Source organism: Mesorhizobium sp. M1273, from assembly GCF_040318195.1.
Taxonomy (GTDB): domain Bacteria; phylum Pseudomonadota; class Alphaproteobacteria; order Rhizobiales; family Rhizobiaceae; genus Mesorhizobium.
Genome location: NZ_JAMYLV010000011.1, coordinates 60991 through 74760, shown reverse-complemented (window position 1 = coordinate 74760; position 13770 = coordinate 60991). Strand labels below are relative to the sequence as shown.

At 59.8% G+C, this 13770-nt stretch carries 9 protein-coding genes; 5 read left to right on the top strand and 4 right to left on the bottom strand.

What is annotated here, in order from left to right:
* Window positions 1-258 precede the first annotated feature (258 nt).
* The 3 genes from NKH30_RS14245 to NKH30_RS14235 all read left to right on the top strand — a co-directional run bounded on the left by NKH30_RS14245 (window position 259) and on the right by NKH30_RS14235 (window position 5270).
* The gene (locus tag NKH30_RS14245) at window positions 259-1632 is read left to right on the top strand and encodes a cytochrome ubiquinol oxidase subunit I (RefSeq protein ID WP_352995905.1); all 1374 of its coding nucleotides are present in this window, start codon (window positions 259-261) and stop codon (window positions 1630-1632) included.
* Window positions 1629-2633 (top strand): cytochrome d ubiquinol oxidase subunit II, encoded by a 1005-nt coding sequence (locus NKH30_RS14240; RefSeq protein WP_352995903.1) that lies wholly within the window; start codon window positions 1629-1631, stop codon window positions 2631-2633. The genes NKH30_RS14245 and NKH30_RS14240 overlap by 4 nt, the downstream gene beginning before the upstream one ends.
* Before the next feature lie 102 nt (window positions 2634-2735).
* Window positions 2736-5270, top strand: a complete 2535-nt coding sequence (locus tag NKH30_RS14235; protein WP_352995901.1) for a mechanosensitive ion channel family protein — start codon at window positions 2736-2738, stop codon at window positions 5268-5270.
* A gap of 194 nt (window positions 5271-5464) precedes the next feature.
* Here the strand turns inward: NKH30_RS14235 and msrA are convergent, their stop codons facing one another.
* The 4 genes from msrA to NKH30_RS14215 all read right to left on the bottom strand — a co-directional run bounded on the left by msrA (window position 5465) and on the right by NKH30_RS14215 (window position 8650).
* Window positions 5465-6193 (bottom strand): peptide-methionine (S)-S-oxide reductase MsrA, encoded by a 729-nt coding sequence (gene msrA / locus NKH30_RS14230; RefSeq protein WP_352683643.1) that lies wholly within the window; start codon window positions 6191-6193, stop codon window positions 5465-5467.
* 77 nt (window positions 6194-6270) lie between these two features.
* The gene (locus NKH30_RS14225) at window positions 6271-6585 is read right to left on the bottom strand and encodes a hypothetical protein (protein WP_352995899.1); all 315 of its coding nucleotides are present in this window, start codon (window positions 6583-6585) and stop codon (window positions 6271-6273) included.
* A gap of 78 nt (window positions 6586-6663) precedes the next feature.
* Entirely contained in the window at window positions 6664-7380 is a 717-nt protein-coding gene (locus NKH30_RS14220) for a DUF1223 domain-containing protein (RefSeq protein WP_502898865.1), read from the bottom strand.
* 184 nt (window positions 7381-7564) lie between these two features.
* The gene (locus NKH30_RS14215; RefSeq protein ID WP_352472836.1) at window positions 7565-8650 is read right to left on the bottom strand and encodes a TadE/TadG family type IV pilus assembly protein; all 1086 of its coding nucleotides are present in this window, start codon (window positions 8648-8650) and stop codon (window positions 7565-7567) included.
* Between the two features lie 159 nt (window positions 8651-8809).
* On the opposite strand from NKH30_RS14215, the gene lepA reads away from it, so the two are divergent.
* Window positions 8810-10615 carry a translation elongation factor 4 gene (gene lepA / locus NKH30_RS14210; RefSeq protein WP_352836003.1) on the top strand — a complete coding sequence of 602 codons (1806 nt, stop codon included), beginning with the start codon at window positions 8810-8812 and terminating at the stop codon, window positions 10613-10615.
* A gap of 255 nt (window positions 10616-10870) precedes the next feature.
* Window positions 10871-13687 (top strand): NACHT domain-containing protein, encoded by a 2817-nt coding sequence (locus NKH30_RS14205; RefSeq protein ID WP_352995896.1) that lies wholly within the window; start codon window positions 10871-10873, stop codon window positions 13685-13687.
* Window positions 13688-13770: the final 83 nt, after the last annotated feature.

The window sequence follows — 13770 nt, the reverse complement described above, 5'->3', positions numbered from 1 at the left end:
GAAAACGACTGCTTGAAACAGAGTTGTTGGTTTAATCCGCTGAATGTCGGTTCGCAAATCCGGATGTCAATGGCGCTTCTGACAGTTCTGGACATCGAGGTTCGCCGGAATAGGCAACACCTGCCCGGTCGTCCAGCCAAATTCCACGCAACAGCAGATTAACCGCACTGCGGCGTTCCGCCTCGCGGCGGGACGCCGCTTTGACCGTCCGGTGCATCAAGCCTATCCTTCAACAAACAAGCAGCAGCCGGAGCCGCCATGGACCCGCTCATCCTGTCGCGCATACAGTTCGGCGCGAACATCTCGTTCCACATCCTGTTCCCGGCGATCACCATCGCGCTCGGCTGGGTGCTGCTGTTCTTCAAGCTCCGCTACAACGCGACAAACGATTCCGCCTGGATGCGCGCTTATTTCACCTGGGTTAAGGTATTCGCGCTGTCCTTCGCCATGGGCGTAGTTTCCGGCGTCACCATGAATTTTCAGTTCGGCACTAACTGGCCGGGCTATATGGAGACGGTCGGCAACATTGCCGGCCCGCTGCTGGCCTACGAAATCCTGACCGCCTTCTTCCTCGAGGCGGCGTTCCTCGGCATCATGCTGTTCGGCTTCCGCCGCGTCTCGAACCGTGTCCATACACTGGCGACGGTGCTGGTGGCCGGCGGCACCACCTTGTCCGCCTTCTGGATCATCGCGCTCAATTCGTGGATGCAGACACCGGCCGGTTTCGAGATGCGCGATGGTGTTGCGCATGCCACCGACTGGTGGGCCGTTGTCTTCAATCCGTCCATGCCCTACCGGCTCGTCCATATGCTGCTTGCTTCGGGGCTGACCGTCTCGTTCCTGATCGCCGGCCTGTCGGCGCTGCGCTATCTCTACGGCGATCGCTCGGAATCGATGTGGAAGGCCCTGCGCACCGGCGTCTTCACCGCCGCTATCCTGATTCCCATCCAGATCTTTGCCGGCGACCAGCACGGCCTCAACACGCTGGAACACCAGCCGCAGAAGATCGCCGCCATGGAAGCCAACTGGAACACCGGTCCCAACGTGCCGTTGGTGCTGTTTGCTCTTCCCGATGAAGCGGCCAAGCAGAACAGGTTCGAGCTCACCATTCCGGATGGCGCCAGCCTCATCCTCAGGCACAGCGCCGGCGGCATCGTGCCGGGTCTGAACGATTATGCCGGCAACCATCCGCCGGTATTTCCGGTGTTCTGGGGCTTTCGCATCATGGTCGGCACCGGCCTCCTGATGCTCGCCGTCTCCTGGTCGGCGGCCTTCTTCCTCAAGCGCCGCCACGGCCTGCCCAAGCCGCTGGCGCTTGTCATGGTGCCGATGGCGCTGTCCGGCTGGCTGGCGACGCTGGCCGGCTGGTACACCACCGAGATCGGCCGCCAGCCCTGGCTGGTCACCGGCGTGCTGCGTACCGCCGATGCTGTCGGGCCGGTCGCCGGCAGCCATGTCGCGCTGTCGCTCGCGGTCTATCTCATCCTCTATGTGCTGCTCTTGATCGCCTATCTCGGCGTGTTGGTGCATCTGGCATTGAAGGCGGCGAAGGATGGTGACACCTCGCCGCTGCCGGGCGTCATGAACAGGCCGCTGTCGCAGCCGGTTGCGCAACCGGGAGAAACATCATGAGCTTCGACTGGCCGACCCTGCTGCCTCTGATCTTCGCCGGCCTGATGGGCCTCGCTATCCTGATCTACGTCATCCTCGACGGCTTCGATCTCGGCATCGGCATCCTGTTCGCCGCAGCCGAAGACACCGAGCAGGATACGATGATCGCCGCCATCGGCCCGTTCTGGGACGCCAACGAGACCTGGCTGGTGCTGGCGGTCGGCCTGCTGCTGGTCGCCTTCCCATTGGCGCACGGCACCATTCTGACGGCGCTCTACATTCCGGTCTTCGTGCTGCTGGTGGGTTTGATCCTGCGCGGCGTCGCATTTGATTTCCGCGCCAAGGTGCCGGCCGGCAGGAAGCACCGCTGGAACCGCATCTTTTTCCTCGGCTCGGTCATCGCGTCGCTGGCGCAAGGTTATATGCTCGGCGTCTATGTGCTCGGCCTCGACGTCGGCCCTGGCGGCGTCGCTTTCGGCGCGCTGGTGGCGCTCTGCCTTGCCGCGGCCTACGCGGCGATGGGCGCGGCCTGGGTCATCTATAAGACCGAAGGCGATCTGCAGAAGAAGGCGGTGCTGTGGCTGCGGACGGCGCTGGTGCTGACCGCGCTCGGCATGGTCGCGGTATCGCTGGCCACGCCTTTTGCCAGCGCGCGCATCTTCGACAAATGGTTCGTCTGGCCGGCCATGCTCTATTTGTCGCCGTTGCCGACCCTGTCGGCAGTGCTGTTCCTGTGGTTGTGGCGCCAGACCTTCCATCTGCCGAAACCCGGCGACCGCCACGCGCTGCTCCCGTTCCTGACATTGGCCGCGATCTTCACGCTCGGCTTTGCCGGCCTCGCCTGGTCGTTCTACCCCTTCGTGGTGCCCGACCGGCTGACCATCTGGCAGGCTGCTTCGGCACCCGAAAGCCTGGCCGTCATCCTGGTCGGGACGGTCGTCGTGCTGCCGATCATCATCTTCTATTCGTTCTTTGCCTACCGGGTGTTCGCCGGCAAGGCGACGGATCTGACCTATGACTGACCGGCATAGCAGTCGCAGCCTGAAACAGAATATTCATCTTCAAGCGGAATAACCTTCTCTGGCCGGACCAGCAGAATCGCCGGCAAGAAGAAGGGCAACAGAATGAACCCCTTTTTTGCGGCGGGACAGGATCGGCTGCTGCTTTTGCTGATCCGGACGGTCGCGCTGATCGGCGCACTCGCGCTTGCCGGCCTGCTGCCGGCCATGCCGCAGGCGCATGCCCAGGACGCGGCCAACTGGACGGGCGTGTGGGACACGAAGTGGCGCGGCGGCGGCGCCCAGATCAAGTTCGAGCAGACCGGCACTGACGTAAACGGCGTGTACCCGCTTTATAACGGCCGTATCGAGGCCAAGGCCGAAGGCGACAAGCTTGTCGGCCACTGGTTCGAAGGCGACCGCCAGGGCGCCTTCACCTTCGTCCAATCGCCTGACGGCGGCAGCTTCATGGGCCGCTTCGATGCCGCCACCGCCGAATGGTGGACAGGTGTGCGCGTCAGCGCCGTCGAGGACGTCCGTGTCGACCAGTCGAGCCCGATGAGCACCATGCGCTCGTTCCTGCAGACGATGAACGAGAGCGGCGCCGACAATGTGCCGCGCGCCACCGGCGGCGGCATGGGTCTTGCCGGTCTGGCAGCGGGTCTCGTCGACGTCACCGAGGCCGACCGCGGCGGCCTCAACATGCCCGATTACACCAAGCTTCTGTTCACCGTCATCGACAACGCGACGTTCCGTCTGTGGAGCCTGCCGCATGATGCGATTTCCGGCGACGAGGTGACGGCGACGCTGCCGCAATACGGCACCAGGGTCTCCTTCGCCGTCACTTTTCGCCGCAAGAATGGCGACTGGTTCATCGTCGGGCCGCCACTTGGCCAGCTCCAGGCCAAGCTCGCCGAATTCCAGGAAGCGCGTGGCGAAGCCGTCGACATGGTCGACGATCCGAGCAGGCTCGCCTCGCCGCGCGACACGTTCAAGGTGCTGTTGAGCGGCCTCACCGAAGCCGGCGACCCGGCCCAGGCGGCGCTCGACCTGCGCAACTACAGTCAGGCGGTGCGTGGCGACGAGGCGTTCCTGCTCGAGCGCTATCTCAAAAAGGTCATCGACCGCATCGGCTACGTCTATTGGCAGGAGATCCCCGACGATCCGAAGAGCAACACCCCCTTCGTCTATTTCGAGCATGCCGCCGGCAACATCGTCATCGGGCCGGTCGAGACTGAGAAGGGCAAGATCTGGCAGTTCACGCCCGAGACGCTCGCCCACATCCGCGCGCTCTACGCCGATGTCGAAGACGTGCCGGTGGCGCCGGAATTCGCCGCTTTCGCCAGCACCGACCCGTTCTTCATCGCCCGTGGCCTCGCCCGCGAGATCAGCCCCGGCCTGCTCACCCGCGCCGGCCCGATGGAGCGCTGGCAATGGTCGATGCTCGGCCTTGCCGCACTGGCCGGCATCATCTTCGGCTTCATCGCCAATGCGCTGATTTACTTGTTTGTGCGAAGGACGGACAGCCCGGCCTTCTTCCGCATTGTCGAATGGGCGGTGCGCTCGATCGTGCTTGGCTTCTTCCTGCTGTTGACGCTGCGCCCGCTCGGTCTGCCGCAAGTGGTCGCCGCCCCGGTCAAGGCAATCGCCTGGAGCCTGGTCGTGATTGGCGCCGTGCCGGTGGTCTGGCACCTGATCGGCAAGGTCGCCGACCATTACCGTGGACTGTGGCAGGTGCCCGGCTATCACGACACGCTGATTTCGCTGTCCACCGGCGTGGCGCGCGTCGCCGTGCTGGTCGTCGCCTTCCTGCTGCTGGCCGAAGTGCTCGCCATCCCCTACGAAGGCGTCATTGCCGGTCTCGGCATCGGCGGTCTGGCGGTGGCGCTGGCGGCGCAGCCGACGCTGCAGAACTTCCTCTCCGGCCTGACGCTCTATGCCGATCGGCCGGTCAGCGTCGGCGACTTCTGCAAGTTCGGCGACCAGTCCGGCACGATCGAGCATATCGGCATGCGCTCCACCCGCATCCGGTCGCTCGACCGCACGATCATCTCGGTGCCAAACTCGGATTTCGCCGGCATGCAGATCGAGAACTACGCGCATCGCGATCGCACCCGGTTCGCGACGACGCTGCAGCTGCGCTACGAAACGACGCCCGATCAGCTACGTTACGTCCTGGCCGAGCTGCGCAAGCTGCTGATTGCCCATCCGCGCGTCATCGATGAGCCGTGCCGCGTGCGCTTTGCCGGCTTCGGCGCCTATTCGCTCGACATCGACGTGTTCACCTACGTCAAAACCGCCGACGTGGCCGAGTTCCAAGCCATCCGCGAGGACATCCTGCTGTCCATGATCAACATCATGGATGATGCCGGCGCGCAGTTCGCCTTCCCTTCGTCACTGGAATACAGAGCCACCGACCTTCCGGTCGACGACGAAAAACGCATCGCCGCGGAGAAAAGGGTCAGCGCTTGGCGCGAGGCGCAAAACCTGCCTTTCCCCGACTTCAGCCAGATCGACAAATTCGCCCTCAACAACACACTTGCCTACCCGCCTGAGGGCTCGGCGCTTTATCGCGAGACAGAACCCGACCCGGACTCGGCCGAGGCAAAGGCGACGCTGGAGAAGGTGCGATGGAGCCTGCCCTGGAAAAAGGGGGATTAGTGCGAAGCGCAGAAACTGCTGATCTCCTCCCTTGAGGGGGAGATGTCGCTGAAAGCGACAGAGGGGTCGCCGCGCGTGGAGTGCCAATTTCGTCTTCCTCGATATGCCGGACCGCGTCGCGCCAACCGAACCGACCCCCTCTGGCCTGCCGGCCATCTCCCCCTCAAGGGGGGAGATCAGCAGGCCCCAAAAGCTCAGCTCTTGTTGGCGGCCAGCACCAGCACCGGCTTTTCGCGGTAGAGGTTGGGGAACAGCCGCTTCAGGTTCTCGACCTTGGGCAAATCGTTGTAGACGATATAGGGGTAGGTCGGGTTGAGCGTCAGAAAGTCCTGGTGATAGTCCTCGGCCGGATAGAAGGTCTTGCCGGTCTCCAGCGTCGTCACGATCGGCTTGGGAAACACCTTGGCCTTGTCGAGCTGGGCGATGTAGCTTTCGGCGATCTTTTTCTGCGTGTCGTTTTCGGCAAAGATCGTCGAACGGTACTGGGTGCCGCTGTCCGGACCCTGGTAGTTCAATTGCGTCGGGTTGTGCGCCACCGAGAAATACACCTGCAGCAGATGGCCGTAGGTCACCTTGGACGGCTCGTAGGTGATCTCGACGGATTCGGCATGGCCCGTCCGGCTGGTGCCGACCATTTCATAGACGGCCGTGTCCTTGTCGCCGCCGGCATAGCCGGAAACGGCGCTGGTGACGCCCTTGACGTGCTGGTACACGCCTTGCACACCCCAGAAGCAGCCGCCGGCGAAGACCGCCTTTTCGGTGCCGGCGGTGGCCTTCTCGTCCATTGCCGGCGGCGGGATCACCACCGCGTCTTCGGCCGAGACTGCCGGCGTCTGCCAGAATACGGCCGCGGCGGCCGTGAGGATGAGCGCGGCAAGTGCTGCTTTTGCGAAAATCGACGATCGTTTCACGACTCCGGTCATGTCTGATCTCCCATGATGCTGGTTTGGATTATACGACGGATAGGTCCGCCGGGCTCTCACATTGCTGTGCGCATCGCCTATTTGGCCGGAGCCATGGCATCGCAGGCCTTGGTCGCCTCTGTCTTCTTCATGGCGTCCGTCTCGGCGGCGGCCTTGTTCATGCAGTCGACCTTCATCGGATCTGTCGCCTTCATCGCGGTCGTGGCCATCGCGTCAGCCGCCATGGCGCCGGCCGGCTTCATGGCGTCCGTTGCCGGCTTCATGGCGTTTGTCGCCATCGCCGGCTTCATCGCATCTTCGGCCCGCGCCGGGCCTCCGGCGAACAGCGCCGTCGAGCAAAGTGCGAAGGCGAGTGCCGCCAGGGTCGGGCGATTGGTCAAACGATTGGTCATGATGATCTCCTAGGGTTCTGGCAGGGTTGATCGCATGCGGCGGCGCCGCTGCGCGTTGTGAAAATTTCGGCAGGGTTTCTAGTTGGTAGCGGCAGCAAGGATCGGCCCGCCGCCCGGCACCTGCACCAGCACCGCTGTGCTGAGGCCGCCCGTCGCCGCCGGCAGCGGCAGTGCGGTGGCGTCGCCGGTCCAACTGCCCAGCCTGGTCAGCGAATGCACGACATTGGCGTGCGGCAGCGTGCGGCCGGTGTTTTCGCCGCGCGCCACCGGCACCTCGACGATGCCCTTGCCGTAACGCACCAGCCAGACGTCGGCCTTGCCGCCGGGCACCGGACCGGCGCCGATGCTGACCTTTCCGCCGGCGAGCGACAGCGAAGGTCCGTCACCGTGGCCGCCGCTCGAAATCAGCTGCTCGATCTCGCCCGGCCTGGCGCCGACGGCATCGGCCCTGCCATTGACCACCACTTGCGGCGTGAACGGGCCGGAACGGCCGAGCGACGGTTCATAGCGGACCTGGCGCTGCGTGAATTCTTCTTTGCCGAATGTGTCCTTCCAGCCGAGATAGTCCCAGTAGGTGACGTTGAAGGACAGCGCCAGCACGCCGGGCCGGTCCTTGACCTTGATCAGATTGGCGTTGGCCGGCGGGCAGGACGAGCAGCCCTGGCTGGTGAACAGCTCTACGACGGTCAGCGTCTGTCCGGCGGCCGCGCTGGTTGCCGACAGCACAGTCGCGGAAAACAGTGCCGCGGCGAGCCCCATCAGGGCTGTGCTGCGTTTCGCTGTCGATCCGGGCATCGCATTTCTCCTGCGCAGACATCGTGTCATGTCCACACTTCGCCGCCGACGCACGCTTCGTTACAGCATCACCGCTTCGTGATTGAGGAGAAGTCCGAGTTCCTAGAGCATTGGCGAGGGCCGAGGCGATGTCCGATCTCCCCCTTGAGGACCCACAAGGGGGAGGTAGGCACTCAAGTCGCCCCTATTGTGTGAGCACGGTTTCCGAAGGCCGCTTGTTGAACGCGCACTTGCCGGTCACAAAATAGGAAAAATCGGCATCGTCTATGGTGTTGTTGGTAAGTGATCCGCCATCTTCCCACGCTTGACTGCTGGTGATGCCGCACGGCACGGCCTCAAAGATGTCGACAGTCGTATTGGCCAGTGTCTTGACCTTGTCGATGAACAATCGGTCGGACGTGGCCGGATCGTCCGATCGCAGGGTTTCTTTCGTGCCCGAGGCCAGATAGCCGCCGCCAAGACCAGGATTGGGATTCGGAATCTTCATCTCCAGAGACAGGTTATCCATGTCCTTCACATCGATCACCGCACCGGCGCCGGTCGCGGGATACATCGTGTTGACGCAGGTGGTTGCGTATTTCCTGGTGCCGCTGATCTGAGTGATTGTGCCGGTGGGCAAGCCATAGAAGCTGGTCACCGTGACGGTCGTGCATACTTGTTTCTGGACCAGCGTCTCCGTCGTTCCGTTGATCGTGTAAACAGAGGACGTCCCGTAGCCTTTGGGATCGCCAAACCTGTTGTACGCGTAGGAGATCCTCATCAGCTTGTTGGCCACCGTGTCCCCGAATTTGGTGCCGTAGAGCGTCACCGTCTTGTCCCACCAGCCAGAGATCTTGTCGACCTTGAACGTGGCCTCCACCAATGCCGGCCGCTTTGTCACTGCCGACGCAACGCCGACCTGCACCGTGTTGATCCTCGCGATCTGCATGAAATTCGTCGGCATGGCAAAGCCGGCCGAAGCCTTGATGCTGGCGGCGCCGTCGGTGGCGACGACGAAGCTGTCGAGCTTGGCCGTGCCTTGCCCGCCATTGGCCAGATATGAGTCCTGCAGGCTTACCTGGCGGTCCGCCAACGTCGTGGTCGTCGCAAGCGTCGTGATCGACAGCGACGCTGCATCGAGGGCGTTCTGCATCGATGCCCTGGTTGAAACCGCGGAGGTATAGTCGATGGAAAAACCCAATGCGGCAACCATCGGGATAAGCAAGATGGCGAGCAATGGCGCGAACGAGCCGCTCACCGATCTGAGAAATTTGCGTGCTGACGGCGGCATTCCGATCCCCCCGAAACGGCGATAGACCGGTGGGCTACCACGCCGGGCGCAAACTATGCTCTAATCTCATGGATCAAAGTTTAACGACTTTGCCGCCCCGCCGCCGCACCCGCGTCCCGCCGCTTGCCGATGTACCGTGCCCCTGCTAAAGCGCGCCGCATGACCACGCCGATCAAGAACATCCGCAACTTCTCCATCGTTGCCCATATCGACCATGGCAAATCCACGCTTGCCGACCGGCTGATCCAGTCGACCGGCGGGCTGGAGCTGCGCGACATGAAGGAGCAGGTGCTGGACTCGATGGACATCGAGCGCGAGCGCGGCATCACCATCAAGGCGCAGACGGTGCGGCTGAAATACCGCGCCAACAATGGACAGGACTATATCCTCAACCTGATCGACACGCCCGGCCATGTCGACTTCGCCTATGAAGTGTCGCGCTCGCTCGCCGCCTGCGAAGGTTCGCTGCTGGTCGTCGACGCCTCGCAAGGCGTCGAGGCGCAGACGCTGGCCAATGTCTACCAGGCGATCGACAACAACCACGAAATCGTCGTGGTGCTGAACAAGGTCGACCTGCCCGCCGCCGAGCCCGAGCGCATCCGCGAACAGGTCGAGGAGGTGATCGGCATCGACGCCTCCAACGCCGTACTGATCTCGGCCAAGACCGGGCTCGGCATTCCCGACGTGCTGGAAGCGATCGTCAACGATCTGCCGCCGCCGCGCGAGGGCGACATCGCGGCCCCGCTGAAGGCGATGCTGGTCGATAGCTGGTACGATGCCTATCTCGGCGTCATCGTGCTGGTCCGCATCATCGACGGCGTCTTGAAAAAGGGCCAGACCATCCGCATGATGGGTACCGGCGCCAGGTACCTGGTCGAGCGCACCGGCGTCTTTACGCCAGCCCGCATCAATGTCGACGAGCTCGGCCCCGGCGAGTTCGGTTTCTTCACCGGCTCGATCAAGGAGGTTGCCGACACCCGCGTCGGCGACACCATCACCGAGGACAAGCGGCCGACGGCACAGGCCCTGCCCGGCTTCAAGCCGGCACAGCCGGTGGTGTTCTGCGGCCTGTTCCCGGTCGACGCCGCCGATTTCGAGGATCTGCGCGCCGCTGTCGGCAAGCTGCGCCTCAACGACGCGTCCTTCTCCTTTGAAATGGAAACCAGCGCCGCGCTCGGCTTCGGCTATCGCTGCGGCTTCCTCGGCCTGCTGCATCTCGAAATCATCCAGGAGCGGCTGGAGCGCGAGTTCAATCTCGACCTCATCGCCACCGCGCCTAGCGTCGTCTACCGCCTGCTGTTGAACGACGGCTCGGTCAAGGAACTGCACAACCCGGCCGACATGCCCGACGTGGTCAAGATATCGGCCATCGAGGAGCCATGGATCCGCGCCACCATCCTCACCCCGGACGACTATCTCGGCGGCATCCTGAAGCTCTGCCAGGACCGGCGCGGCATTCAGGCCGACCTCTCCTATGTCGGCAAACGCGCCATGCTGATCTACGACCTGCCGCTCAACGAGGTGGTCTTCGACTTCTACGACCGGCTGAAGTCGATCTCCAAGGGCTACGCCTCGTTCGACTATCATTTGACCGACTACAAGGAAGGCGACCTGGTCAAAATGTCGATCCTGGTCAACGAAGAGCCGGTCGACGCGCTGTCGATGCTGGTCCACCGCACCGCGGCGGAAAAGCGCGGCCGCCAGATGTGCGAGAAGCTGAAGGAGCTGATCCCGCATCATCTGTTCAAGATCCCGATCCAGGCGGCGATCGGCGGCAAGGTCATCGCCCGCGAGACCATCTCGGCGCTGCGCAAGGACGTCACCGCCAAATGCTACGGCGGCGACGTATCACGCAAGCGCAAGCTGCTCGACAAGCAGAAAGAGGGCAAGAAGCGGATGCGCCAGTTCGGCAAGGTGGACATCCCGCAGGAGGCGTTTATCCAGGCCTTGAAGATGGGGGATTGAGGGCCGGTGCTTGGCCCGTAACACATCGAACCGTTATTGATATGAACTTGAAAGGCGTCGGCTGGAAGGTCAACGCGATAGCGTTTGAACGCTAGGTCAAACGACAGGCGTTCTCTCCAAGCCCTGCCGACGCTGGGCATCTACAGAAGAGCAATCATACGCTTACGCACGAGGCTCACTTTTCGACTCTGTGCGCTTGTCATGCACGTCTCAGAAAAATAAAATAAGTACTTTCGGTGTGGGAGCGCCAGAAACATGGCAGATACAATAATCAATCACTTGTTTTCTTTTCTGCTTGCTTTTTTGCTTGCGGCATCGATCGCCTACATAATATATTCAAAAATCCGCATGGCTGCTTCAAAGGCCAGGTTTGCCCTTCTCGTGGTTACTTCGATTACTATATGCTTTTTGTCTTTGTTAAATTTTCTATCAGGATCAGTATTCCTAGAAATAATATCAACGATATTGGTAGTGACAAACCAAGTAGCTGGGCGACAAGTCGTGACGACCATACCTCCGGGGCCGCCGTATCTTTATGGCGTACTTGGCGTAGCTGTGGCTTTTCTGGTTGTTGGCGCGATATGGCGGTTTGGCGAAAGGGCGATACTATCTTGGGATACTAGACCCACAATTACGGTTAGCGAACTAGCTAAACAAAATCGCGACAACAGTTTAATCTTTCTGGCCTTTGCTGAGGCGACTCGAATTGTGAGGCGGCATCCAGATCTCATTGCGAGCGATGCCGCGCTAAATTGGAAGCAGCAGACCGCCGAAGCGCCACTTCCACCGAAATGGAACGTCCTCGCGAGAAGCCTGTTCTGTAGCGCTTTTTCCGAGGTCTTAATTGAAGACGGTGGATGGCGAGATAGAATAGCGTCATGGGTAGGATTTATTGACTTTTCAAGAGTCGATGAACGTAGAACTCTATACCTGATGATCTTTTCCGGCGAATACAATAGCACGTCTATATCAGATAGAATAAGTATCATGATTGATGAAGGGTACGATTTAACGGGAGTTAGGTTGTTCGCCGCGTTTGACAGTAGGTTTTACGTAGAAAAGCGAGAAAACATACAGGAGTGTAGCGTTGAGGTTTGGAGCAAGGATTCCCTGTTAAGAAAGGGATTAAGCTTCGATGCATACGCAGGCGATCTGATCCGCAGATTCGACTACGAAACATTGGGGGGAACATCGGCTACTCTCTCATCCACTTATGTGAACGCTCATGTGATTCGCGAAAGGCATGGTGAAGAGCGTTATGATCTCGCAAGACTATATGACGGCTGGATACGCGAAAGTTCTCGCAGACACTTAGCTATCGTAGGCGAGTACGGACAGGGAAAGAGCACTGCCATGCTCGCGTTGTGTGTAAAATGGGCGCGTACCTATTTAAAGCATGGTCCGACCAACAGCTTGGTGCCTCTATTGATAGAGCTTAGAAGCCAAAGCCCGTCGGAGACAGACCCATCTTCGTTTCTGGCGCCATGGGCCAGCCGCTTCGGTCTAGATCCCCGTCGAATTTACAATTTAATACAAGCCGGCGAGGCAGTACTGATTTTTGAGGGTTTTGACGAACTTCGAAATGCTGGGCGAGCCTACGATCGGCATGAACACTTCAACGCGCTTTGGCGACTGGCGTACCCGGGAACCAAGTTGATTTTTACCGGCCGCCCCAACTTTTTTATCGATGAGGTAGAGAAGAACACAACGCTGCGTGTTGACCGATCAAAGGGGGCGGCAGGGAACGCCTATACAGATCTTTGGGAGATTGATCGGCTAGAGCCAGATGAGGTTATGAAGGCGCTCTCGGGCTTCGATGCGGAAATGGCCAAATCAGTTCTTGTCGCGGCGGAAGAGCACACCAGTTTCCGTGACATAGTATCGAGGCCATCGATGTTGCCAGTGGTAGCAACCATCTGGCCAGAGATCGAAGAACTTCAGCGTAGGGGGCAAAAACTTACCGACGCTATTCTCATAGAGCGTTATCTAGATGCCGTCTACCAAAGAAAAGAGGCGGAAATTGAGTCTTACCAGCGTGTTACTGGAGCTTCTCCAGGAGCGACTTACCTTGTGCTGCCGCGAGAGCTCAGAGAGGTTTTGACAAGCTTACTGGTTTGGGACATGATCAATAATGATGCAAGAAACACTATAACAAGAACCAGATTTGATAGGGTGATATCTGATAGCTATAGGAACGTGTTTCGGGTATTCCAGTCATTAGGAACCTCTTCGGCCACGGTTGAAGCGATCCGGCGAATAGAGGTGAAATTTAAAGATATCACGGATGCCGAGTTCTCTGAGATAATTTCCAACGAGATTGCCAGTGCTGGACTATTTGTTAGCGACCCTGTTGGTGGTGTCAATAATCTTCGGTTGCCGCACAAACAATACTATGAATATATAATAGCTAAGACAGCATACGAGGCAACAATACCTGGATCGCGAATGCGAGTACTTGTGCTCGGTCCCGATAGGAATGACTCGATCATCGCGAGGAACGTTTTGCGCGAGCCAAATGCTATCGTCTACTTTTCTGAGGTGTGCGGATCAGATTTTCGTTGGTTCAACAATGTCATTGTAAAGACGATAATTATTCTTGATCTTACAGTTTTGTCAACAGTAATTGAGGCGAATAGATTGTCGCGCTGGCTTAAAGAGCGGCTAAATGTTCGGATAGGTATTAGTTTTATAGTAATTGATGACCTACTTGACGTCATATACTCGTCTGCTAATAGTGTGGGCGGGAGATCGGGTGGAGCGATATTTGTGGCTGTATTGGGGTTAGGTAGTGCTGTAGGAGTAGCCGCTGCACTTACTGTTGCGATCCCATCAATAGGTATTGATAAGGCGGCAAAAACCGGTTTGCTATTGGTCGCAACGACTGCTGGTGTTATAGTAACGTCATTGTACCTTTCCCGATATTTGCCGAAGGTACGATTGTTGGAATATGTGGTAAGAGTTCAAAGGGGTCGACGCGGTCTGCGATCGTTGTTTGTGGATGGTTTGCCGCGTCGAAGAATAGCGCTTCGGGAGGCTTTGGATAAGCTTGGCTGGCTGCCCCTTACGAAATAAGATCTTTCGCAATTCACGTTTGGATTGCCTAACGCGGTTGGGCGCCACGTCTAAGGATGGACCCTTCGCGTGGGCGGCCAGCC

Bases quoted from the DNA above. Each gene is read 5' to 3' on its own strand.
- NKH30_RS14245 (WP_352995905.1), top strand. From the start codon at position 259: ATGGACCCGCTCATCCTGTCGCGCATACAGTTCGGCGCGAACATCTCG.
- NKH30_RS14240 (WP_352995903.1), top strand. From the start codon at position 1,629: ATGAGCTTCGACTGGCCGACCCTGCTGCCTCTGATCTTCGCCGGCCTG.
- NKH30_RS14235 (WP_352995901.1), top strand. From the start codon at position 2,736: ATGAACCCCTTTTTTGCGGCGGGACAGGATCGGCTGCTGCTTTTGCTG.
- msrA (WP_352683643.1), bottom strand. From the start codon at position 6,193: ATGACCGGAGTCGTGAAACGATCGTCGATTTTCGCAAAAGCAGCACTT.
- NKH30_RS14225 (WP_352995899.1), bottom strand. From the start codon at position 6,585: ATGACCAATCGTTTGACCAATCGCCCGACCCTGGCGGCACTCGCCTTC.
- NKH30_RS14220 (WP_502898865.1), bottom strand. From the start codon at position 7,380: ATGCCCGGATCGACAGCGAAACGCAGCACAGCCCTGATGGGGCTCGCC.
- NKH30_RS14215 (WP_352472836.1), bottom strand. From the start codon at position 8,650: ATGCCGCCGTCAGCACGCAAATTTCTCAGATCGGTGAGCGGCTCGTTC.
- lepA (WP_352836003.1), top strand. From the start codon at position 8,810: ATGACCACGCCGATCAAGAACATCCGCAACTTCTCCATCGTTGCCCAT.
- NKH30_RS14205 (WP_352995896.1), top strand. From the start codon at position 10,871: ATGGCAGATACAATAATCAATCACTTGTTTTCTTTTCTGCTTGCTTTT.